This is a genomic window from Mesorhizobium sp. P160187 (genome assembly GCF_057766425.1).
The window spans coordinates 54408-79226 of the sequence record NZ_JBYMDX010000002.1 but is presented as its reverse complement, the minus strand read 5'-3'; the positions used below and the strand labels follow the sequence as shown (position 1 = coordinate 79226).

Below are 24819 nucleotides of genomic sequence, written 5' to 3'. Positions count from 1 at the left end.
TTCCTATGTCAGCCGAGTTGGTTAGTTGAACCGTTTTGACGCGAATTCTAATCGAGCCTAATCCAGCTGGTGAATGGTAGATTGTGGCACAACAGCCTTGGCGATTTCACATAGGTGCTTGTGGTGCGTGAGATAGATGACCTGACCTGTGTTCGCCATCTCCCCAAACAATCTAAAAACTTCCTCCGAGCGAATATGGTCAAAGGTTTCCATGATGTCGTCGGCGATGAAGGGAACCGAGGGCCGGAATTGGGCGAACTCGTAATAACCGGCGAGCCTCAGTGCTAGGTAGAGCTGAAAGCGCGCGCCCTTCGAAAGCGCTTCAGCGAGCTTGGATTGCCCGTCGCGCTGCACCGCGATGAGAACCTCCTCGCCTTTGACGGGCTGGGTTGTAAGGCCTGAATACTGCCCACGGGTCATTAGCTTGAATGCGTCTGATGCACGCGCCATCATCCCCGAACGGTGGTTCTCACGGTAGATCCGCAAAGCATTTCCAGCCGACATGATACCAAGTTTCAGCTCAATGTAGCGAACGGCCTTCTCCTCGATTTCCAACAGGGTTGTGCGCCGTTCGGCATCCAGGCGGGCAACCGCGCTGTCACCGCCGATGGCGTCCAACTTGTCTGCCGCGCGGGTCTGTCGGATCAGCTGTTGCTGGATGATTTCAACGAACTGGCGAAGCCGCTGCTCGCCCTCAGCCTTCTCGACCGCGAGGCTGTCGAAATCGATCGCTTCCAGGATCGAGCGTGCCTGGTCGAATCCATCGACTGCGAGTTCCGCCACTACCCGTTCCTCAAGTTCGGCGACGGTAGTGCGCAAGCCGTCGCGCTCACGCAGCAGCTCGTCGCGTTCGACTACCTCGGACAGAGTGGCGACGCCAAAGACGCCCAGCACTTCATTCTTGCGGCGTTCGTGTGCCGAAATCTCGGTGTCGAGGATTTCGCGCGCCTCCTTGAGGCGCTTCAGCTCGTTGCCGAGGCTTGCCTTCGTTTCACGTGTCCGCTCGGCACGCTCCAGGCGCTCGGCAAGGCGGGTGGCCAACTGCTCCGGCTCGCCATCCTTCGTCGGCTCGTCGGCTTCGACCGCAACGGCGATGACCTCGACCAGAAAATTGGCCCTGTCGGCCTCCATCTTGTCGATACGCAGCTGCAGATCCTCCCGCTCCTGCAGGCTTCTTGACAGTTCGGCCAATTGATCGAGCACAGCGCCAACGCCTGACGCGGACAGACCGCTTTCGAGCCACGTTCCCTTGAGCGCTTCGGTAATGCCGGCCAGCCATTCCTCCTCGCGACGCTCCGCCACCCCTACCGCAACCCGTCGGGCAGCTAGATCCTCTTCTTTGGAACTCACCATCCTGAGCGCCTCGGCATACTCGGCGTCCACCTTGCGCTGCCGGTCCAGAAACAGCTCCGCGATGGCCATGATTGCTTCGAGGGTGTCGCCGGGCTCTGATACTATGCCGACACTTTCCAGCGCCGCTCTCATTTCCAAGTGTATCTGCTGGCCGGCGTCAGCGGCTCGCTCGGCTTTCAAGCGAGCAAGTTCGATCTGCTCCCAGGCAGCGAGCGCATCGCTGCGCGCCTCGATCTGATCCTCGATCCTTTCGATCAGGCGCTCAGACGAAGGTTCCAGGGCTTCTCCGAGGAGGTCGCTGGCGGCCACACGGATTTCCAACAATTGGGTATCCGCATCCTTGACGAGCTGTTGGCTTTGGATGCCGTTTCGTGACAGGTTGGCCGTGGCCTCGGCCAGGGCACGCGTCATTGCCCGGATCTCGGCCAGATCCGCCGCGCCGGCCAGCCGGCCTGCGCTGGCAACGTCATCGCGCGTCAGTGCCACGGCGAAATCGTCAGCGGTGTCACCAGTCAACCCTGCGCGGTGCGTTGCCCACGCATCATCGCGGAGACGGCGGATGGCGGCAGCCGCTTCATCGTCGACAACGTCGACCGAGGCTCGAAGGGCATCCAATCGTGCGGCGAGCATTGCATGGTGGCCCTCGTATTCGGCGAGGCGTTCGGCAAGTACCGCGGTGTTCCTTGCCAGTACTGACGCTACTGTCTTCCAGGCGGCAATCTGCCCGGCGCTCGGAACCGCAACGTTGACGAGAGCGAGGGCATCTCCGTTCCATGGGCGCAAGCGAGCCAGCGATGCCTTCCATCGGATTGTTCCCGCATCTCCCGCCTCGCGAGCCGTCTTGATCTCTGCCTTGTGTCCGCTTGCTCGCGCTTTCGACAAAGCCGAGCCCAGCCTTGCCCTGGCGGGTTCGGGCACCGCCCTTTCCTCGCCGACCCGCTGCCTTGCCACCTGCAACGCATCGAGTGCTGCCGCCGCCTCGTCGCGGGCGGCGCGCGCGCCCGTAGCAATACCGGACCTCTGCTCGACCATAGCGCGAACGACGCCAACTGTGACGGTAGGCAGAAGCAGTGCGGCAGGATCCGGCTCGGAAGACCGGCCCAAGGCGGCAAGGCAGCTTGCCACGGTGTTGTTGAGGATTTGCAGCCCCATCCTGCGAGTGGGCAAGTCAAAGCCAGCCGCGGTATGGCGCACCTTGCCCTCCGCCAGGCTGCGAATGCGTTCGGAAATCGACAGGATCCGTTCGTCCTCGTCGACCGCAGTGACTTTTGCCGACAGCCGCTCGACCTCATCGATGTTTGCGGACAGTCGCGTTCTGAGGCTGGCATCGTCATCGATTAGTTCGGTGACACTTCCCGTCCATGTCCGGGCTGGGGAGGTGATGTCCGGCAGCTGATCCAGCCGGGCAATCTTGCGGCGCATATCCGCCAGCATCGGCGCAGCACGTACGTAACGAGCAATGGTATCCAGCCTGGCCACCAGCACGGCCCGATCGCTGATGGTTCGGCCGTACTGCTGCGATGCATCGAGACGTTCGGCCTCCAGTCCCTCATAGGTCGATGCAAGTGTGTCGATCGCATCCCTGCGCGACTTCACGTCAACAAGGCGCTTCTTCAGCAGCGCCAGTTCGGTGCCATGCGCCTGCTTCCGATACAGCGCGTCTGCTTCGGCCTCGAGGGCGTTCAACGTATCGCTTGCGTTCCCAAGACCGGCGCTGGCCGTGAAGAGGAGCTTGCCGAGGTCGCCCCGCGATTCCAGGATCGATTTTCCGCCGGCTTCCAGCGTCTCGTCATCGAGTGAAAACATAGTCGTGTAAGCGTCACGCGACAGTCCGGCGAGATGCGCCGTGATCGCCACCTCGCTCATCGATTGGCCCGTCGCGTTCAATAGCGAATTAGTACGCTGTTTCGTACGCGTGAACGTGTGCTCGGAGCCGGCCAGTTCCAGAACCCCACCGATGCGCATGGCGCTGTACTCATGCAGGAAGTTGTAGCGGCTCCGTTCCTCGATGCCGAACAGCAAATCTAGATAGGCGGAAAGCGCTGTCGATTTGCCGGCCTCATTCAGGCCAAACACGATATGCAGATCAGGTCCGGATTCCGGTTTGGGTCCGAAGTCGATCGTACCATCGGTGAACTTTCCATAGCGAATGAGGTCAAGGCGCTGCAGCCTCATGACGCTCCACCGGACTTAAGGCGGGAAGTCACCAAGTCTGCGCCCTTGGAAAGCACCTGATCGAGGAACCGTTCCAGCCCGGCTTCGTCCTTCCCAGCAAAATCCCGTCCGTCGGCCGGAAGGTCGGCGACCATCCTTTGGACGAACGCCCTCGCCTCGGCGCGGAAGGCATCCGAGGTGGCATCGGCGCGCATGGATTGCTCGAGTTCGAAAATCGGATCAGCAATATCCTCGGCCGTCTCCGCCCGAGGTGGCGCGAGGTCAAGCTCGAGCTTCTCCACCCACGTATGGCCTAGCTGTTCCGCAGCCTGTTCGGCTTCGGCAAGAAGGAGATCTCTGTCGCGGATCAGCGCCCATAACAATGGTGATGTTCCTGTTAGGCCAACGCGGGCCACAGCATGACGCGACCGGACGGCGGCCCGCATCTCTTCGAGTGCGTTTCGAACACGCGCGACGGCCTCGGACCACTCCACTGCTCCCGTAAGGTCGACGCTGACCCTTTCGAACTGCGCAACGCAGGTCAGCCTTTCCTCGATCTCCACCGAACGGTCGTCTCGCACCGTCACAAGGGTGACTGATTTCTCGCCGGCCTCGTTGATATCCCTCCCCTGCGGTATTCCCGGCATCACCACCGTGCTTGCGCCGGAATGGACTTGGCGAAGATGAATGTGGCCAAGCCCCCAATAGTCGAAACCGTGGGCGTGCAGGTCAGCGATGCTGCAGGGCGCGTAAACGTCGTGACCGGGCGATCCGGCCAGACTGGTATGCATGATGCCAATATTGACGGCTCCTTCGCGAGCAGCCGGATATTTGGGCAGCAGGCTGTCCGGCGCCTTAGGGTTCGCAAAGCTCAAACCATGGAAAACGACGTCCACACCGCCGGCTGTCTGCAATACCGACTGAGCACGACCGCCAAAAATGGTCACGGTGTCAGGAAACACCAGCTGTTTGGAAATCCGCGACAGGGCGTCATGATTGCCGCGGATCTTGAAAACCCTGATGCCGGCCTGGTGCAGGCGTGTCATCTGCGCTGCCAGGAACCGCGCCGTCTTCATCGAGGTTTGATCACCATCGTATAGGTCGCCGGCTATTACCAACGCATCCACGCGTTCCTCTAGGCAGAGATCCACTATCGAAACGAATGCCTGGCGGCTGGCGTCGCCCACGAGCCCGGCAAGATCGGGATTACGCATCGCGAGCGAACGCAGCGGCGAGTCGAGATGAATATCGGCCGTGTGTACGAATCGAAATGCCATTCGGCCTCCGCCAGCAAAAGAGGTGTTCCGAGCTTCAACAGAGATTGCAACGAGGGCTCTACAATGCCCGGTCACACTTCAGCTAATGCCTCGCTCGCGGACTCGCCGGCCACCAACAAACCGTCTTGGGGCCGCAGCAAGCCCTTGGCAATCAAATCGGCGACCCCAGCTGAAATCAACTGCCGCAATTGTGCACTTGTGGCTTTGAAGCCCAGCATTCTCGCAACGGTTATTGCGATTTCTTCCTCCGTCGCACCGAGGTTGGATTTCACGACTTCCATGGCGCCTTGGGCGACTTCGTCCTGCGCAATCATTTCGGGCTTGCGCAATCCAGCGGACACGACGCCGCTGCGATCCCTGAGACGAACAGGAGCACCTGGCTTGAAGCAGAAGCTGCCTCGACGGGCTACTGCACCACCTCTCTGCGCTAGGCCTACCCCTCGCTCGATTGCATCCTGAATCCTGCCACCGGCCCGCTGCAGACCCCACGCGCCCCGAATACGCGAAACTATTTCGTCGACATGGATTGGTGTTTCTATAGCCACCACCTGCTCGACCAGTCCGGCCATGATTCCGCTGGGCGTCTCGTGGAGTTCGAACGATCCCGGTCGGTTTAGTTCGGCCTCTTCGTAGGCTCGATTGGGTATCTCGGATCCCTTTGTGCTTTCGAGACCGATTTCCGTCACGTTGCCTCTGTCGACCGTAACAACCTGCACGGCTACAGCACGATTTCTCTGGACCCCCAATTCGGCCCGCTCATCGAGCTCTTTTCTCGCAGCCTCAATCGCTAATATGGTTCGCTCCAGCTGCTCGCGTGGCCTCTGAAACCAGTCAGCGTTCCAGATGCGATGGATTATCCAACCATGGTCTTCCAGAACAGACTGCCGTAGCCGGTCTCGATCTCGGGCCGAGCGCGATGAATGATATTCTGCGCCATCACATTCGATGCCAAGAATATAGCGGCCTGGCCTCTCCGGATCAGCAACCGCGAGATCGATGAAGAAGCCTGCAATGCCAACCTGAGCATGAACCTGGTAACCCTTTCCGATCAGCGCGTTGGCTACCTGCTCTTCAAAGATTGAATCCATTTCGCGAACCGTGGCCTGGGCAAGCGAAATTCGCCCTGTTCTCGCGTAGTGCAAGAAGAGCTTGAAGGCGAAGATGCCTTTCCCTTTGCCACGCTCCAGGTCGATGTCCTCGTCTGTGATGGACGCGAATACTTCGCAGCTGCGCTTGGCGCGGCTTATGAGGACGTTGAGCCGACGCTCGCCGCCTTCCGCACCAAGAGGGCCGAAACGCATGGCCATGTACCCCTGCGCATTCTTGGCATACCCCACTGAGATCATGATCACGTCGCGCTCATCGCCTTGAACATTTTCAAGGCTCTTGACGAAGAATGGCTCGCTGGGGTGCGCGTGAAAGAACTCCTCCGTATCGGGATTTAGTCGCCGCAGCCCTTCGAGTTCATCCTGGATCGCGCGGCGTTGGCTAACCGAAAATGTTGCAACGCCTAGAGTCTCTCGCGGGTTCACCTTCGCATGACGGATGATCGCTTCGGCTACTGCTCTCGCCTCTACCGGATTGGTTCCTGTGCCACCGGAATCGAAGACCCCCTCTGGCACATGCTGAAACCGCAACCCCATGCCTGCCTCTTGGGTATAGGGGCTTGGCACGATGAAAAGCCGGTTCTCGTAGAACTGGCTGTTCGATACGGCGATCAGAGATTGGTGACGGCTACGGTAGTGCCAGCGGAGCATACGCTGCGGCAAGCCGCGGGCCGTGAACAGGCCGAGGATGCTTTCTATGTCGGCGACCTGCGCGCCCTCACCCTCGTCATCTTCAGACTGCGAGCCTGTCACCTTCGCGAAGAATGTCGTGGGTGGCAGTTGGCGTTCGTCGCCAACAACGACCACCTGATTGGCCCTGGCGATCGAGCCAAGCGCGTCCACAGGCTGTATCTGAGACGCCTCGTCCATCACAAGAAGATCGAAGGACATCCTGCCGGGCGACAGGAATTGGGCCACCGAAAGCGGGCTCATCATGAACACTGGCTTGAGTGCCTGGATGGCAGGCCCTGCCTTCTGCATCAACTGCCGGATAGGCATGTGGCCCCGTCTGCGCGCCATCTCAGAACGAAGCAGTCCGACTGGTCCAGCTCCGCCGTCTCTTGAAGGAATTTTTCGGTGATGAGCCGTCACAACTTCGATGGCACCGGCCTTGATCCTCTGTCGGTCCAGATCGGCGAAGTCACGTACAGCCCTGGAATGCAGTTCCCCGTCGAACCTTGCCAGCTCCGGCTCATCGGTCGCCATCGCTAGAAACATCCGTTCGTAGTAGGCCATATCGAAGACTGATCGCGCCGATCCTGTTGTAATCTGGCCGTCGGCCAGGCCGTCTATCAACTGTCCCAGTCCAGCCTTTCGGGCTGTTTCGGATCGCTCTCCATAGGCAACCCATTTCGAGAGCTGTTCCTGATGATCGAGCCACCCCTCCAGTCGAGAAACAACCTCGACTATCGCGACGTCTGGAAAATCGTCTACTCCAAACAAGGAGGGAGCATCGGCTTTCAAATCCCCTGCAAGCGCCTTCAATTCCCGCGCTGCCGCTTGGGCCGCTTCACGCGCTGAACGCGCCAAGTTTGCGATGTCTTTTCTTTCAGGCAACCGCGCAGCCAAATGCCGGATTGAGCCATTTTCTCTCAGCCAAAGTTCGGCTTGCGCGAGCGCGGCCCAATCGGATCCTCGACCGAGCCACGACGAGCCGAATGCGAACTTGCCAAGGCTTTCCCCGTCCTCGATCTCTTGATCAAGCGCTTGTAGTCTGCCTAGTCGGCGCAGTATCTCCACCCGCTCACTGATCAGATCTGGAACGTCAGTCAGCACCTGTCGTGACGCGTCATCGGCTTGAGCTACAGTGCTTGCCTTCGCTTCCATCAGTTGCAGCGAGACCCGCTCGGGGGAAGCCACGTCACCTTGCATGGATGACGCAAGGTGGCCTAAATCGTTCCAAAACCCCTCGATAATCGGCTGACCGATGTCGATCACCTTACGAACTCGCACCGCACGCGCGCCCGCTTCAGAGCGCTCCGCCATCCGCCCGGCTATAATTCGCGGTTCCGAGCCAAGTCCCCTCAGCGTGCGCATCCACTCCACTAAGGCCTGGAGTGGTGCCGAAGACGATCTCTCACCGCGCCAATCGGCTCCGAAGGCGGAACCGCCAAAGGCGTCGCCTTCGCGCACTTTTGCTGCGGCCGCTTGGCCCTTCATTAGAATGTCGAGGAGACCCACTATCTCCGCCGCAGGCGCGCTAGGGGCCACCAAAATAGTCCGCACAAGTGCAGTGGCACGACGGTAGTCACCATTCAATGCTTTCAATATTCCCGTGTGCTCGGCGAGCGCTTGCCGCGCCGCGGCCACGTTGGTACTCCACGCGGCATCAACAACTTTGCCCTGAAGCTCGGCTCTAGCAGTCTCTAGCGTTGCTACGCTGTCGGCAAGGTCACCAGCCTGTTCCAGCCCGGAGTCCCAAACTGTGGCTGCGAATGCCTCAGGGCTCGCATCGGGGGCTGCCGCAACTCTCTCGCCGGTCATCACTAACCTGAGGAGTCCTCCAAGCGTGTCCGGTAAAACGGTAGACCCCAGTTCTTGATTTAGCCGCTCAGCTTCTTCTCTTAAGCGTGGGAGCAACACGGTTAGCTGGCGCGCACGAACGAAACCATCTTTCGGAAAGTCTGAAGGAAGCTTAGCAAGCTCTGTCTCGAGACCTTCAATTGGCGTATCGATAGCCGTCGCCACCAACTGCTCCGACAGTTCCTCGGATTTGCGGTTGAAATCTGTTCCTGTCCAGAGAAGCGATGCAATGTCCTTTGGACGCTCATCCCAAACCGGCGAGACTAGCGCCTCGGCAGGAAGTCCAGGTGCGGACGCGAGAAGCTCAGCGCGATCTTCTACCTCGCCGCTGTCGCTGAGGATTTGCGGAGGCTTCGCCTCGATCCGCTCAGCAATATCGGCCAGTTTGGCGTGCAGAGCCTTTGCTTGATCCAGCGACGACGCAATGCGTGGGACGAGCCTCTCAATGGTCGTTGGTAGAACGACATCCAGGCCAACTCCCCGCCATGGGTGGTGGATCGGCAAGCCGATCTCGTTGATCCGCTGAGACACGTCATCGAGAAGTTTGCGACGTTGCGAGACACCGTCATTCGTCCAAGCGGTGGCATCCTCAAGTTCAATGTCAACTGGCTTTTGCCCGTTCTGCCTTAGTCGGGTTAGCTGGCCAAGAACCTGGTATGGAGTGAGTTCGGACGTTCCAAATGGAACATGCATCCTTGTAGCATGTGCATTGAGTTTGTCCCTAGCCTCCAGCAGGCGTTCAGTAAGGGAAGAAGCAAGCTGTCCGCGAGGCGATCCGAGTTGCCAGGTGCGCCGCAACTCCTCCAGCATCATGCGCTTGTTTGCCTTGTTGCTATGGAGCTCAAGGCAGGCGTCCCCCACCCCCGCAGTGTCAAGCCGTCGCTTCACGACCTCAAGTGCGGCCATTTTTTCCGCAACGAACAGCACGGTCTTTCCATCGGCAACGGCCGACCCGATAATGTTTGCGATCGTCTGCGATTTTCCTGTCCCGGGAGGACCTTGGATAACGAGGTCGCGACCCTTTCTTGCATCATGGATCGCCAGCGTCTGAGAACTGTCACTGTCGACGATATGCAACATTTCGGCAGGCGCGATATGCGGATCAATCGCAATGTCGTCCGACATCAGCGGTTCGCGTGTTTCGAAACCATCTGAAAGAAGCGAGCGGATCTTCGGTTGTTCGATAATCTTTGCGCCATCCGGCCAGAGATCCGGATCCAGGTCACGGTACATCAAGAACTTAGCGAACGAGAAGAAGCCGAGCACCATATCATCGGCAAGCACCTGCCAACCCTCTTTGGTCGACACTGCTTCGGCAACGGCATCGAGATAGGCCGAGACGTCGAAGTCGTCTCCTACTTCAAAACGCGGCAGGGCGAGCTTGTGAATGCGGTCGAGATAGAGTTCCAAGGAGAGGTTTGCGGTAAGATCTTCCGTACGAGCTCGCAGCCGAAACTTTTCTCCAGCGGCCCCTCGCTCCAGCCGTACCGGGACCAAAATGAGAGGAGCCTGACGGATGTTTTCTTTGTTGCTCGGGTCAATCCACTTCAGCATGCCAAGGGCCAGAAAGAGGATATTGACGCCCTGCTCTTCCTCAAGTGTGCGGGCATCGTGGTAGAGATCAAGGAGCCGGCGCTGCAGCCCCGTTGGGGTCATCCTCGTCTGAAGCTTGGTGTCAGAATGTCGCGCAGATACCCCTCTATCGTCGAATCCTTCGTCCTCAGGCTGAGCAAGAGCAACGGGGGAATAGTCGATTTCCTCGTCTGGAGGGCTGCTTTCAACCTGGCCTGCCTTCGGCCGATCCGGCTTGCCGGCCAGGAAGGTAAAAGCCTTTCCTTCGCTCACCAGCAATCGATAGATCTCAGACGACCTCTCGTCGACAATATCGATCGTCTTCGCGCTCTTTGAAAACCGTGGCACATTCAAAAGTCGGTTGCGAGCAGAAAGGTCGAGCAATTCCATCCTGGCTCGCTCGAGCTTTTCCTTTAAAGGCAGATCGCTTTGGAAGACCGATTTTTCAACTTCCGACACTCACACCCCCCTGATAGGCTGGACACATAGAGCCTAGACAAGGGCTGTCCGCAACATAAAATGCTGGTTTTTCAACCTCGAATGGCAACCACCAACACTTCAATCGTTTAGTATTGTGAGCACTGCGGCTTGGTGGAAAAATTGCGGATGTTTGTTTAATGTTCCGGACACTTCGCATCCCCACCTTGATCTCGAGGTTCCCTTTCGGACAAAATGCCATCATACGTGTGGACGAGGTGTTGGCAGCTCTGGCATCCGCCTCGCCGGCCACGACCAACTGGCGCACAAGCCGACTTCTTTTTGAATCGGCCTCCTAATTTCATTCCGAGAAAACTTGTAGGCTCCAGCGCGGAAAGATGGTCGTGTTTACGGAACAGGTAACTACAAAGTCGTGACTTCGGGCTGATCTGCGAAGGCACCATGGTGTTCAAAGCGCCGAACTACAAGGCAAACCAGCGCCAGCGAAAAAAGCGCCTATGAATGGTGCAGAGGCACGTTACAAATCATGCAGCTTGCGTTTCGCAAAGGATCGGAAATTGAATAACAATCGCTATTCTTATCGTCGCCGCGCGCGACCAAGGCGCGGCGCGGAACCAATCGTCCGCAGACGTTTCTCTCCAGATGTGCGCTTGCCTCTGATCGTGGTGATCGTGGTGGCCTTGGCTGCTTACGCGACCCACTATTTTACAGGCTCGGGTGACCAGTTACGTGGTCTCGATATAGCAAACTCGGCCGGGTCGAGACGGGCGCCGATTGTAGGCATAGCATCGGTGATTGATGGAGACACGATAGAGATCCACGGGCAGCGCGTCCGCTTCAACGGCATCGATGCACCCGAAAGCCGCCAATACTGCAATGACGCTAGCGCACATCAATACCCCTGCGGGCGCCGGGCGGCCGAAGCATTGGCGAATTTCCTTGCGGCTTCGCAGCCTGTCCAATGCACATTTGTTTCATGGGATCGGTACCGTCGCTTCGTCGGCGATTGTCGGCGCGCGGACGGTGTCAGCGTCGCGTCCTGGATGGTCGAACATGGCCAAGCCTTGGACTGGCCCCGCTATAGCCACGGCGCCTATGCGCAACAGCAAACTAATGCTGAAACCGCAAAGGTTGGAATCTGGATTGGGACGTTTGACAACCCTTGGGATTGGCGCGAACAACATGCCGAATCTGCGAGCCCAACCAAAAGCCCCTTTGGGCTTGTCAGCCGTCGCCAAGTAGCACAGAGCTACTCATGCCAACCTCGCCGGTTGTGCACGCAGATTTCTTCTTGCGAAGAAGCACGTTGGTATCTCGCCAACTGCACATGGGGGAGCAAGTTGGATCGAGATAGCGACGGGATTCCGTGCGAAGGCGTTTGCTGACCTGGGCTCACGCTTTGAGCCCATCCCCAACCATCACTCCCTAGTGTGCGCATTTCGCGTTGTGAATTGGCGGTCGGAGCTTCGATGCAATTGCGCGAGTGCCGATAGAGCCTGGCAAAAAAGGGCTGGCTGACGTTTGTCTTGGAAAATTCCACCAGCTCGTTAAGTCCGGACGGGCTAGAAAACCGCAACGCTTCGTAGCGGCATACAGGGATCTGCCGATTGTCTTTGAAGCGCTTGTCAGGCCCGCCGTTTTTGTTTGGGTGAGCCCAGGTGTAGCTCACGATCTCCGCATCAGATGGAACTTTGCCGGTCTCGATAAAATTACTCGGGGCGAATTGGGTCTGCAGATCGGCATATCCGACTGCGCCGTATCGGTTTCCGTCCTTCACCAGCACTAGGTCAGGCATGAAGAAGAGCACCTGCCGACCCACATTGATTGAAGGAGGAGTAACGTTGCTGCGTACAACCTTCGGCAAGGAGCTTGTAAGTGTCGTGGGCTTTTTGTCGACCAGCATGCTGGCCCCGGCATTTCGCTTCCAAGCAGTCAGATCCTCTATCTTGCCGTCGGCAGCGACATGCCATCTCCCTGCGCAGCCGGTGAGAGTTTCGAACGCGCCGACAAGTCGCCCGTAGGCGGCCTCCGCGTCTTTTTCCAGATCGTAATAGAGCACGCTCACCCGGCGGTAACTGTCAAACCATTTGCCAATGAGCATACCCGGCACAAAGGCACCGATGCCCAGCACCGGTGCGGCACCTCCGAGCTTGGTCCCCGCAAGGAAACCTGCGATCCCGAACAAAACCGCGAGTGCTACGGACAGCCGCGTCTGCGATTGCCTGGCATTGATTTCATCGAGCACATTGGCGAATGTCTCGTCACGCATTTCCACCACATCGCGGGACTCGATTTCTCTCATCACGACGCCATCAGAGACGTATTCCGGGCGCGAGGATTGTGGACGGGGTTGCGGCGCAGATGGGGTCTGAGAGAGCTGGACTACCTTCTTCGCGCTGGCCTTGCCTAAAGTGCCACGATAGTAGAGCCCACCCACGCCGGCGTGGATGTAGTGACCTCTTGGCCCAGTGCCGATGCGGAGGCCCTTCACGCCAACGGAAGCGCCAACCCCACCGGACGAAAAGTTAAAGCGGAATGGTCCCGCACTGATCGATTTTCGAACGTAAAACCCCATAGCCCAATCCCCCCAACTCAACTGCCGTACCGGCTAAGGCGCCAGTCTCTCGTCCCCATTCATGGCTTGGCGCCACCAACCGGCGCCAATTTTGATCGCTGCCTCACCCTAATCTCGATGCGCCTTCGAGCCCGTACATCGCCAATCTGCGCTCCGTCGGTGAGATGATCGCCGGGCAGGATGAGCTGACCACCAGACATCGGCAAAATCGTAAACCCCTTTAATGCGGGCATGTCACTGAGCACACTTGTAACTGAAATCGCGCGGGCCAGCCCAAGACCGGCATTGTCGGCGGGATGGAGTGAGCCGATTTCCACTTTCCCTGACAGGACCGGTTGGAGCCCCTTGTCCATGTTGGAGGATTCGCCCGCCATTGCCTGTTCGTCCGTGTGTCCAATTACCTCAATCACGTCGACACCGTACGAGGTCGCAGTCCCGGCGATGGTCTTCGCAAGATCGCGCAACTTTGTTTTGAAGGCATTCGAAAGCTCTGCGCTTCCGGTATCGAAATTATAGCCATCCAGTTCGCTGAGACTGATGATCGGCGGCCAATCGTGAGGTTTTGCTGCTTGCGTCGGCTCTGCAGCCTCCTTGAGCACATCAGCCAGATCCTGCAGCCCTTTGTCGGTGCCGGCGTAACCAAATTCTCTCAAGACCTTCGCCGCATCTATCATGGCCTTGGTCTGATCAACGCTTATGTCGTTGTCCGCAAGGACTTTCGCGACAGGGGCATTTCGCACGACCTCCTCCAGAGAAATACCTGCTTCCTTGACCGACTTAACAGCATCCTTGGCCAGGACCAGCTCGCGCCATTGTTCGTCGGGAACGGTTCCTCCCCTCGTGGGCTGAAACACCGCTTTTATCTGAGCCAGAAGCCGCTTGTTCTCGGCTTCGAGCCTCTGCACGTTTTCCTTGTTTGATTGAGTGGCTCGCAGTGCCTCATCGGTCTCTTTCTGCTTTTTCGTGATGATAGCACCGGCTGCTAGCAACAGGCAGAACACCAAAAGCAGCATCGTCTCGGCCATGGTCAGGCCCAGTATCAAACCGCGGCCAAAACCCTTGCGCTCGAAGGCGACCGAAGTCCCGCCAGCGTCACTCACCTGCCCCACCAACTGGTTCGCTTAGGCGGTTCCGTTCGTTCGGCGGGAGGCTCGCTTCCCAGAGTTTGGAAAGCGTCTGGTTGGGGCTCACGCTCGACCCGAATTGGTGCGCTCTCGACGGTGTCATTTGCGGCCAGATTTGCCAGTGGCTGTTCAATCGCGATAGGAGCGTTGAGAGGGGGAACAGGCCTCGGCGCGTGAAGGGTTCTTCCTGCCAAGGTTGCGACAAGGTCTCCGGTGTCCTTGCTTTGCTTTTGCACCACTGCGGCAAGCGCCTGGGTCAAGCGTTGTTGCGCTTGGACGCTCTCCGCTGTTTGCTCTGCGGCTGCCACAGCCTTTTCCACACCTGCGGCCACTTTAGCCACAGCATCAACGATGCCCGCCATGCGGGCTTGCTGTTCCTGCGAAGCCGTCTCTGTTTTGACAGCATACTGAGCGACCGCGCTGCCAAGAAGTTTCACCATCGGCGCCAGATCGTTCTTAAGGACCTCATCAGGGACGACAACCTTCTCCAACTTGGTGGCTACGCTTTCGGCCTGTTCACCCAGTCTGCCAACTGAAGAGGACATTGAGCTGTTGGCTTTGTCGAGCAGATCGGCTGCCGCCTCGACGCGCTGTGCGATCGACGAGAACTGACTTTCGATCTGCCCAAAATTGTGGCTCAAAGCATTGCTGAGCTTTCCCGAGGCCTCTTGAACTGGTCTGATCGATTCCATCGCGATTTTATCCAGGGCCGATCTTATGTGCTCTCCGTTCCGCTCCGCTTGAACGGCGATTTCGGCAAAACCCTCCTCCAACATCTGATTGCTTACGCGGCGAAAGTCAGCGAATTCCCTGGTTACACTTTCCATCTCGGCTCTTACACGCCGCGTCATATCCGCGAGTTCGTGCCTGACCGTCCGTTCGATGTCGGCAGGATCGCGGCGCATCTGATTGTAAAAGATCCGCAAAGCAATGCCCGTGATCGTCGACGTCACCGCGATACCAAAGTTCCTCACGATTGTGTCGGTGGATCCTTCGGAACCAAACTGAAACAGCGATACGCCGAGACTCGTCAACGTAAACAGGAAACCCATGTAGTAGAGATTGTCGCCTGTTTGCTCATCGTGGAGCCGTAGCTTGCCGGTGAAGACGGACGCGGCAAGATAGATGAGCATCAGGCACACCGGTGCGCTCGCCGCCATTATAGGGTCTACGCCCGACAGCTTGGCTATTGCGATGAACACGCAGCCACCCAGGGTTAGCGTCGCAAAGACGAAAAGGGGCAGGCTCGGATGTCCTAAGAACGACTCCCCTCGCTTCTTGGCCATTAGTTTAACCCCTCCAACCCTACCAGCTTCTCAAAATCACCATGATGGCTTTGAACCCACCGGGTCCAGAACTCTGCATGTTCGAAAGAGCCAAATGGCTTCTTCGCCCTATCGACGTAGAGTATCGTAAACCCGACGCCATCGAGCGATGTCCCGTAAGTCCTGTCAGCCGCGCTATCAAGGTACTTCTGATAATCGAGACCCGAACGATATTGTGAGTACAGCGCCGTATGTTCGATCATATCTGACGCGACTATTATTCGCTTAGCGGTCTTCTCTTTCGCCAAACTGCTATCGAATAGCGACAGTTTGATTTTCTGAATTCCGGCCATGATCGGAGATTGGCTCGCGGATTCTCCATTGGGAATCTGGTCGGGAAGGTTCGTCAAAGGGTCCTCGAACGCATCTTCCCATTTCTTCTGCCGCCGAGACGGATTGTTCGTCCAGCTGTCGACCGTCGAGCCGTCGCCCGGATTGCATCCATCAAACATCACAGTCAGGTCGCCGGGCCTCGCGCCCAGCGTCAATATCTTGAGATAGCCGCCAGGCTCGACGCGCCCAATGGTCTTGCGGAATTCATTCTTCAGATCCGCCATGGTTATCGGCGAAATCGGGTCGGTGGCGTCGATCAAGACCGCTGTCAGGCTCACAGGTCCGTTCAGTGGGCAATTCGTGCTGATGTCGATTTGGTCCTTCCCGGATCTCGACCACATCCAAACAAAACCGGCCAGCATCACAGCCGACAGCACGGCCAATCCGGCTGCTGCGACAATTGTGCCGCCACTGCCTTTCTTTCTTCTGCGACCCCGCCTAGCCATTCACGCTATCCGGATGAAGCTTGTCGAGATCTCGGTACTGTTCGATCCCGCGCTCGCATTCCAGCCCGATGAGCCGCACTTGAGCGTTGAGTTCTTCCTGCGCGTCACGAATTGAGGCGCCCAGGTCCTTCTCGCTCCATTCATCGTCGGACGATATCAGGGGTTTTATGCGCTCAAGTTTGTAGGGTGTGGCAAAATGTTTTGGCGCTGGCTCTGTGCGGGCCTGGAAATTGGCCTCCCTGTACTTTGAGAGAAGCTGGTTGCAGGCTCGCTCCAGCTGGTCTTGATGCTGCACAAAGAGCGTCAGCAGCCTCGACCGATGGTCGATGATCGCTCGATGCTCCCTGCGTCTGCTCCCCAGCCGCTTGACGATGTCCTCCACCTTCTCGTTGTGCTCATCGCGCACCTCTTGCAGAGCCTCGATGAGCTCGCTCTTGCGCTCGATGTAGTCTTCCCGGCGAGCCACCAATCTGTTTTCGACACCCGCATAGCCCGGGTATGGGTCGAGAACGAACCAGCCGTCGATAAACGCAAAGATCGAAAACATGAGACCAATGCCGAACAGAAGCCAGGATTTCACGTCCATAAGGCCAGCCGGATTGGCGAGCATGCTGCGCACGACCTCGACGCCGGCTCCGTCCACAAAGGACCCGCTAACCTCGCGGTAATGCGCAAGCGCTAGGTTTATGGTCAATGCCAAGCCGATATAGGCCACTATCGACAGCGCGCCGATCAACTTCACAAAAAGCGATCTGTGAGTCACCAGGCGTGCACAGAATATTGCGAACAGCAGAGCGGCGCCGATGTTCAAAAACGAGAAAGCGGCGGCTTCGAGGAGCCCGCCAAAGAATCCCTGTTCATTTCCCTTTGCGAGGAAATTTCCGTTCATCGCCGTTTCAATGAGGAACAGGAAGATTAGCAGGGACACTCGGAAAACATGGGCCGCTCCGTGTTGAACCCTCACAGCCCGGACAAGCCCGTGCTTCTGTTTGAACCAGTCGTGTTCTTTCTCCGCATCGTTGAGCGATTTGCGCAATCCGTGAAGTTCGTCCAGGCCCACCGCGATCGAGGCCTTGAAATCGGAAACACTGGCGGCGTTCGCCTGACGGATCAGACCAAACTGCTCTTCAAAGTCGAGGCCAGCCAATCGGCCGGAGAGTAGCTGTAGGCTGTCTTCGAGTGTGTGATGTGCGGCCTTCTTTTCGTCCTCGACCCTCTCGATAACTGTGTGCTCTATATCGTCGAAATTCTTGGCCGTTTTCGGGGGCTGGTTAGCCTCGCCTCGCTGCGTTCCACGACCTTCAAGATCCATTTCGCGATCAATTTTTGCGACATCCAAGCTATTGAACAATTGGGTGCTGGCGCGGAAATCGTGATTTGCCTCTAGTAGAGACTCCCGCAGTTTATTAAGCTTTTCGAATTTTATTCCCACAGCACCGCACCCATTTTTGTACCTCTGCCCGCACAAATGGCTTCTATGCACAGTAGAAGCAAAGGGCAACTGCGTCTTCGCAACTTTGCGGTCCACTGCTCACGAGACGATCGTCTGATGTAAAAATGACAACGATAGCTGCCGTGGCAAGCGGACTTGGGCCAATGAATAGGCCAGGCAGCATACTCTTCTCCGCCGGGCTTTGTGGCGAAGGAACTGAAGATCACGCCAATGAGCTGCTAAAAATCGACTCCAGAGGCGTTCGCGCAGTAGCAGAAGCTCGCGCCCTCGGCGCGCACCACGCCACCAAAGTAAGCGCCGTCAATCTCGACCTCGCCTTCAAGGGTTTCGTTCTTGGTTTCAGCCGACAGGCTTCGCGCAGCTTGTGAGCCAGCACAAAGGCGGTCTTGTACTGCACGTCCAGATCGCGAGAGAACTGGACCGCCGACATGCCCTTCGCGCCGTTAACAAACAGGCAGATCGCGGCGAGCAGATCGACAAACGACAGCTTGCGCCAAGGCGAAGATCGTGCCGCTCGTAACCGAGAACTGCGCCCCCGCAAGCGGCGCACTTGAACTTGCGACGGGTCGGAATGTCGTAATGATCCAGGCACCCGCATTTCCGGCAAACAGGCTCGCCCATACTCGATCAAGAATTTCGGACGCACTCCTGCCATCATAAACGAGATTCGGGCGAGCCTCCGGCTTTGCAACTTGCCGCCAACTCCGCATTACCATCCCGGAGAAATCAATGACGTTGAACGGGTGCTCGGGGCAGACGATGCTCTTAGCCCTGCAGCTATGGCGAGATCACTTATACGAGCGTCAACGGGATCACCGACCAATTCGGATTTATCTACCGCTACTCGCCTCCCGGCAATACGTTCCATTTGCAGGACATTCCCGGCTACACTACCGCCGCCGTGACGTGAAGAAACATAAGCAAAACGATGACTTATCGGCCTTAGACTTGCTCCGAACGCGTAAAAGCGGCCTCGGGCGGTTGCAAGATCGCTACAATGTTTATTTTTGATATCCGCTCGGTAAGGCGCTTTTCGCTTAAGCAACTAGGCGTTCTCACATTTTTTGTTCAAGAACAAGGCGTTACACAACTTGCCTACGAGGCGAAAGCGCCTTAACTGTCAACGTTTACATACGCGAAAGTGCCTAAACATCCTGGCTGCTGCGGATGGAAAAACGCTGACTGTAAAAGCCCGCCAACCTTTCGGCGGGCGGGCTTCCACTGCCGGAACTGGAGAGTGTCATGTCGACAGCCCCGACAGGTCGGAAAGGGGTCGCTGGTTAGCGGCGCGAGATCAGCAGGCAGAGCCGGCGCAGGTCACGATCATAGGTGTCTTCGTTGCTAAGCACTTCGACGCAGCGCTTCTTCATCCGAGTGACCTGGGCGTTCGACATATCGCCGACAACGCTAGCCAGATTCGGGTTGCTCGAAGCGGTCGGGTTGCTGGGGTTGGCGGCTGGATTGGTTCCAACGCCGACATTTACGTCGGTACCAACCCCGGTGACGACACCGACATTGGCGCTGCCAGTGCCGATGGAAGCAGTCGCTCCGCCAGTGTCGCCGACGGAGGCTGCGGCATTTGCCCCAGAACCGCCTAGGGATACGCTCGCCGTAGCGCCGCTGTTGCCGCCCACATTAGCGCTGGCGCCTCCGCTGCCGACGGATACCCAGCCGACGCCTCCGACATTAATTCCAGCTGCAGTCGCTGGCATGCAAAGAATTGCGAGAACAGATCCGGCAGTCAGACTGCCCAAAAGAATTTCAAAAATTCTTGCCATAGTACGCCTCCTTGTTGCCCTGCAAAGGATGGGACATTTTTGGGATCTACGGACCCGATAGTGACGCACTAGAGTTTAAAAACAAGCTAACGACCCGCGAAAGATGCGTTCTTGGATCATTACTTGGCAATTCTCAGGAGTCAGATATAATAAAATTTTACTTTGGCTCCTACGTGATTTTTCCATTTGTCAGATAATATCATTCCCTAAGCACCCCAGGTGCGGGTGCAACAAGGTTCAGGGATCGACCGTCCGGCGATCAGTAAGCGGCTACTACCGCCGATCGGACATACAACGCTATATTAGCACCTTTTGACGAACCCGACCGGCGGGCAGAGCCAGAATCCCGTCTGCGCAAAACCTGCAAAATCGCTTCCGATGCTCGCCATTGACTAGCACGGAGGAAGTCCTGAGCGCCAAACACGGTGACCATCAACCTACGGCCGCTGGTAACTGTCGACGTCGAGCATTTCGCCTGGTTGAAAGCTATGTGGCGCCGAAGCGGAAGAAACACTGCAGACCCCGTTTCCTAAAATCGTATCAGGGCATTAGCAGTGACGCCGAGCGGCCGCCGACCTATCGATTAACTCGGTCCGGAGCCAGAGCGTTATAAAGGAGCAAACACGCCAGAAGTGAGATGACGCTGCCTAGCAGTTGGTCTGCCGTCAGGCCGGAAAAATAAACGAGATCGAACGCCAGTACAGCCATCGCTCTAGCCACTCATGAATTGGAAAACCTAACGAGCTGGTCACCAAGTCCGGCCTGCTCAAGATCGCGCAACGTGTCCTTCAACTCCTTGCGCTTGTAGCGATTGATGATGCCGGCTTAGGTTGTGGCGGCATCTAACAAACATTCGACTCGCGCCTGCCATGACGACGACCCGCCGAAGCGAGCATCGCGAGCGCACAGTATTCAAATCCCCCAAGGCCTCCGTCGAGATTTGACAACAGACATATGGCGTGGCGCGAGCTCTGACGCTGTACGACTGACGCAAGCGGCTCTCAATCCTGGGCGTTGTCCTTGGTCCGTGTGAGCCGGCTTTCGCCTTCCTCCGGGCCGAAGCAGCTTTCGAAATCATTACAGTCCCGGCAACTGGGGGAGCTGCACAGCGAAAAACCTTCGGCCTCGCAGAGCTTTCGGTAAAAGTATTTTTTCCATTTCATGTTTTGGGTGTTGCCGGCCGCCAGCGTCGGAAAATGCGAGGCGAGCAGGCGGCCGAGGTCGCTTCGACTAAAGAGGCCAAGGTCTTGCCAGAGGTGGTCATTGCGCATGGCACGCCGGGCGATGATCTTGGCGAAGCGGGCGCCTGCCTTGTCGTCGGGCCGGGCATGCGCCAGCAGCAGTCCGCGCAGAAGTTCTTCTTCCAGATCCGGCTCGGGCTCGCTCCCCTCTTCCAAGGCAAACGCGTTGATCGGAAAAGCAGGGAAACAGCGGACCAGGACATCGCGCAACTCGGCGCGCGAAAGTCCGGTTGCCTCCGTCGCCGTCGCCTCGCCGGCCTCGATCTCCTCGAGCGCACGTGAAAGCACACAGGCAAGCACATGCTGGTCGAACCTCCTCTCCAGCTGCGGCCATTGGCCGGTGCTGAGCCGGGCATAATGTTGGGCAAATATGGTGCGTTCTCCTGCTATGGTCCTATCAAATCATGCACAGACCCGGCCTGCCGCAACATGGGTCGGGCAGTTCTTCGGTGTGGCACTCCGGTCGCCTCGCGTCGAGTAGTCCGGCAATTCTCGTCTGGTCCATCGGCTCTGACGCAAATTGTGTGATTGGAAGAGTTGTTCGCGAACCCCTGCCCTGCCGTTTGCGCCTCACGGGGAACACTGGCGCCGGAAATGCCCCTGCAGAGTTGGACGTGAACCGTGCGGGACAGAGGTCGCGTGCTGAGTGCGGCCACATGGTTCAAGCCGCCAGACTCACGGTTGAATGAGGCCGATTCAAAACGCGCAGCGGGTGAGTTCCAGCGCACGTTCAGGACAGGATCGCGCGCCTCGTGATGCAGGCAGTTCCTCCCCTTCCGCAACTTCAATGTCACCAGGCAGGATGTAACCGTCATTATCGAGTTTAAAGATGTCCGGCGCTTGCGCCGCGCATCGCGCGTGGCCCTGGCATTTGGCCTTTTGGACGATGATGCGCATGGCGCTGCCTCCATTGTCTGTGCCCGGGCTCGGGGCGGGCCTAAGACCAGTCCAGGATCAAATTTTCGATCCCGAACACATGGCCGCCAGAAGTTATCGGCGCCGTACCCTGCTTGATCCTGAAAGCCGGGATGCGCGCCAGCCACTCCTCCAGGCCAATGACAATCTCGCGCCGGGCAAGGTGTGAGCCAAGGCAACGGTGGGGACCATAGCCAAACGCTGCGTGGCGGTTGTCCTCCCGCTCCAAATCAATCGTGTTGGGGCATTCGAATTCCGCCGGGTCACGATTGGCAATCATCGTGGCGCAGGAAACATAGTCCCCCTTCCGGATCGGCGCGCCTTCGAAGTCGATATCTTTCGTGGCCACGCGGATCAACTGAATGGGCGGATAGGCCCGCAGCAATTCTTCGGTTGCGAGCGGGATGCGGTCCGGTTCGCTCCGCAGCAATTGCTGATCTTTGAGGTTGCGTGCGAGGTACGCCAAGTCAAAGCCTATAGCTGCTGCGACCGTGTCGAGCCCAGCGACGAAGACGAGCACGCCGATGCCGCGGACTTGGGTGTCAGTCAGCCGGCGGCCCTCGACCTGTGCCTGCACTATAAAGGTCATGAAATCGTCAACCGCCTCATCGCGGCGCATGGCTGCAAGTTCGTCGATGAATGCCACGATCGTCCGGGCAGCCACAGGTCGTTCCTTATCGTCGCCGTGGAGCAGATCTTTCCCCCAGCCGACGAATGTATCGAGTCGGTCATCAGGCAACCCCAGAAAGCGAAGAAAGGTGCTCACCGCGAAAGGAAAGGCAAAATCCTTCATCACGTCGCAGCTTGTGCGCGACGCGGCGATCCTTTCGATCAGCTCGACCGCCCGTTCGCGGACAGCCGGTTCCAAAGCCAACACCCGCTTTGGCGAAAGCAGCGGATTAAGCAGTGAGCGAAAGACGCCATGGGCCGGTGGATCGAGCTCAAGCGGGATCGTCGGCCAGTTCTCACCCAGTATGGAGGAGAAGATGCTGCGATGGCTGGAAAAAGTCTCTGCGTCCTGCAGCACCTTCCGCTGGTCCGCGGCACGGGTGATGACCCAGGTACCCCGGCCATCTTGCGTGTTGTAGCGGGAGTAAAAGATCGGAGGCCCGTCATGTACGCAAGCGACAGCTGCGTGTGCATCCCCGTTGGGTGTTGGTGGCATCCCTGGCGATGTAAACAGGCTGAAGTCCCTCACCATTTCGGGCGGGACATGATCTGGAACGGGGTTGGTCGCCATTTTGTTTTCTCTACATTGGCGTTCATGGCTCAATTGAGATTGCACCGCTGTTCATAAAGTCGATTTCCAGCATGGGCACGTCTCTTGTCGGGCGCCTTCTAGATTCTGTCGCCTGATACAGCCCACCTGCACCAGCGCGGATGAGATGGGTTGCGAAGTCGATCAGAGGGGCATCTCCGCCGCGCTCCGGTCATGAAGCAAAGCGGCCGCTTCCCCGTTAGGGTTGAGAGACTGGTCAATCACCTCTGCCCTGCTGATCAAATTGTCGAAGCAAGTCGCGTGCCGGATAGGGTAGCCATGGCGGTGCACCAAGCAATGCCAGCCTGCGCTGGGTCTGCCGCTGATGATCACCTGTCCATCATTCTTATGACAACGTCCGACAACCGACATCCGTGGTCGGTTTTGTCGAGCCCGCGACATCGGGCTGTTCGGCTTGGCTGTTGCTGCACAGCCTGCCGGTCGACGAGCGAGTAGATCGCTCGCACGGCCCGGATTGAGCAATGACGCGATCCAGCGCAAGGATCGGGTGCGGTCCGAGAAGACCCGACGGCGCTTGCGCGAGACGATCGGAAATATCAAAAAGGTCAAGCCGCGCTTCGGTTCGGCGCTGATGGCGTATGCGTTTTATCGCTCGCAGGCGCTGCAAGGCTTTTCCGGCAGACGGCGATGCACTCGTGCGCACCGGGGCCGACCGGCGACCAGCTTGACTGTATAGATGCGGTCCATTCCGGCGTGCATCACCTGACCATGCGCATGCGCTACGACGGCATCCTTTCCGCTCATGGACCTAGATTTGCTCGCGAGCCGCTGTCGGAACGTGGTGCTGAGTCCTATCGCGGCCAATTCAATCCGAGGACCTGTCGGCAGTCAACACACCCCTGGAGGTCGGACCGGGAACGCGTGGCAGACTCTCGGCCAGAAACCGCCAGTCGCTGCCCTCGCGTTCGCCTTCCTTGCGCGTGCCGAAGAACTGGATGATCATCTTGCCGTCCGCGCCATAGGCTTCAATGGACGTAACGTGACCATCCCTCGTCGGCTTGCGCACGGCCCAGACCTCGCGGATGCGATGGGTCCTAAGATGCAGATGGAAGGCCTCTTCGAGCACATTGATCCGCGGCCCGATCTGCTTGACCGACCTGATCGGGCCGGAATGGATCTGAATGCAACCACGATTGCCGACAAAGCACATGATCGGCATCTCGTCTTCGGCCGCCTGTTGGAACAGGGCGCCAATGGCATCATTGTCGAGTAGCCAGGCGTCATCCTCGTCGGCCATACGCATCGCCTGGCAGCGGCTGAGCTTCAGTGTCTTCAACATATGGTAGAACTGATGCACGTCGCTTAGCCGGCCCCAGTGCTCGCGTAGGTCGTCGACCGTGGTGGCGTGGTCTGGACTCACTGCGTTATCGCGCGCCCCGCTCGCCTCGAGCGATATGATCGGCTCCTGGTCGGGGGATACAAGCTCTGCCGTCAGATCCTGATAGGCCTGCAGGTTCGAGGCGGGCGTGAGATGAGCTTTGTGCATCGCCTCGCCGGTGGCATCAAAGAATTGCAGGCTGCGGCGGATCTCGGCCCCCTCGCGCTTCTCGACGGCGAAGCCATACGCCCACGCTTTCGGGAAGATGCGCAGGTCGATCTCGTCGCCGAGCAGTATGGCATGCTGGTCGCCGGTGACCACTTTGCCGTAGACGCCAATCTTTTGGTGCACGGCACTTTCGTTGCTGGTGACCGCCATCACCTCGCCGACCGCTTCGAGGCCGGTCAGCAGATCATCGACGCGCGGCTCGATGCGCACCGCGCCGTGACCACAATGCGCCGCGACCAACTCGGCTTCCGAAATGCCCAATCGAGCGGCGAGATCATGCTCCCGGATCTTCGGATTGTCTTTGCACGCCCGCCGGATTTCGTCGGGGGACGGTTTCTCGCGTTGGTCCATGCTTACCCCTGTTTCTACGACGTGTGAGGA

At 58.1% G+C, this 24819-nt stretch carries 13 protein-coding genes and 2 pseudogenes; 1 reads left to right on the top strand and 14 read right to left on the bottom strand.

Features of this window, described 5'->3' with window-relative positions; genetic code table 11:
• Window positions 1–57: 57 nt before the first annotated feature.
• The 3 genes from AC3CCE_RS01565 to AC3CCE_RS01555 form a co-directional block, all read right to left on the bottom strand.
• Window positions 58–3528 (bottom strand): ATP-binding protein, encoded by a 3471-nt coding sequence (locus AC3CCE_RS01565; RefSeq protein ID WP_352626873.1) that lies wholly within the window; start codon window positions 3526–3528, stop codon window positions 58–60.
• On the bottom strand, window positions 3525–4784 hold the full coding sequence (locus AC3CCE_RS01560) for a metallophosphoesterase family protein (RefSeq protein WP_023687333.1): 1260 nt from the start codon (window positions 4782–4784) through the stop codon (window positions 3525–3527). Before AC3CCE_RS01560 ends, AC3CCE_RS01565 begins: the two co-directional genes overlap by 4 nt.
• Window positions 4785–4855: 71 nt before the next feature.
• Entirely contained in the window at window positions 4856–10444 is a 5589-nt protein-coding gene (locus AC3CCE_RS01555) for a DUF3320 domain-containing protein (RefSeq protein ID WP_352626876.1), read from the bottom strand.
• 476 nt (window positions 10445–10920) lie between these two features.
• Here AC3CCE_RS01555 and AC3CCE_RS01550 point away from each other — a divergent pair.
• Window positions 10921–11751 (top strand): annotated as a pseudogene (locus AC3CCE_RS01550) (thermonuclease family protein); the annotation flags it as partial.
• Here AC3CCE_RS01550 and AC3CCE_RS01545 read toward each other — a convergent pair.
• The 11 genes and pseudogenes from AC3CCE_RS01545 to AC3CCE_RS01495 form a co-directional block, all read right to left on the bottom strand.
• Entirely contained in the window at window positions 11673–12998 is a 1326-nt protein-coding gene (locus AC3CCE_RS01545) for a DUF4236 domain-containing protein (protein WP_488377075.1), read from the bottom strand. The pseudogene AC3CCE_RS01550 and the gene AC3CCE_RS01545 overlap by 79 nt on opposite strands.
• 59 nt (window positions 12999–13057) lie before the next feature.
• Entirely contained in the window at window positions 13058–14098 is a 1041-nt protein-coding gene (locus tag AC3CCE_RS01540) for an OmpA family protein (RefSeq protein ID WP_031198812.1), read from the bottom strand.
• Window positions 14095–15408: a hypothetical protein gene (locus tag AC3CCE_RS01535; RefSeq protein ID WP_352500571.1), complete on the bottom strand. Its 1314-nt coding sequence runs from the start codon at window positions 15406–15408 to the stop codon at window positions 14095–14097. The genes AC3CCE_RS01540 and AC3CCE_RS01535 overlap by 4 nt, the downstream gene beginning before the upstream one ends.
• Window positions 15408–16226 carry a hypothetical protein gene (locus tag AC3CCE_RS01530; RefSeq protein WP_023687338.1) on the bottom strand — a complete coding sequence of 273 codons (819 nt, stop codon included), beginning with the start codon at window positions 16224–16226 and terminating at the stop codon, window positions 15408–15410. The genes AC3CCE_RS01535 and AC3CCE_RS01530 overlap by 1 nt, the downstream gene beginning before the upstream one ends.
• The gene (locus tag AC3CCE_RS01525; protein WP_352446534.1) at window positions 16219–17652 is read right to left on the bottom strand and encodes a hypothetical protein; all 1434 of its coding nucleotides are present in this window, start codon (window positions 17650–17652) and stop codon (window positions 16219–16221) included. Before AC3CCE_RS01525 ends, AC3CCE_RS01530 begins: the two co-directional genes overlap by 8 nt.
• A gap of 293 nt (window positions 17653–17945) precedes the next feature.
• Window positions 17946–18297 (bottom strand): annotated as a pseudogene (locus tag AC3CCE_RS01520) (IS1595 family transposase); the annotation flags it as partial.
• Window positions 18298–18959: 662 nt separating this feature from the next.
• Window positions 18960–19457: a hypothetical protein gene (locus tag AC3CCE_RS01515; RefSeq protein WP_352626880.1), complete on the bottom strand. Its 498-nt coding sequence runs from the start codon at window positions 19455–19457 to the stop codon at window positions 18960–18962.
• Between the two features lie 1001 nt (window positions 19458–20458).
• Window positions 20459–21070: a nitrogen fixation protein NifQ gene (locus AC3CCE_RS01510; protein WP_023806333.1), complete on the bottom strand. Its 612-nt coding sequence runs from the start codon at window positions 21068–21070 to the stop codon at window positions 20459–20461.
• Between the two features lie 324 nt (window positions 21071–21394).
• Entirely contained in the window at window positions 21395–21595 is a 201-nt protein-coding gene (locus AC3CCE_RS01505) for a ferredoxin (protein WP_352461019.1), read from the bottom strand.
• A gap of 40 nt (window positions 21596–21635) precedes the next feature.
• Window positions 21636–22853 carry a cytochrome P450 gene (locus AC3CCE_RS01500; RefSeq protein ID WP_352626882.1) on the bottom strand — a complete coding sequence of 406 codons (1218 nt, stop codon included), beginning with the start codon at window positions 22851–22853 and terminating at the stop codon, window positions 21636–21638.
• Between the two features lie 844 nt (window positions 22854–23697).
• Window positions 23698–24789, bottom strand: coding sequence for a hemin-degrading factor (locus AC3CCE_RS01495; protein WP_352626884.1), 1092 nt, complete (start codon window positions 24787–24789; stop codon window positions 23698–23700).
• Window positions 24790–24819: the final 30 nt, after the last annotated feature.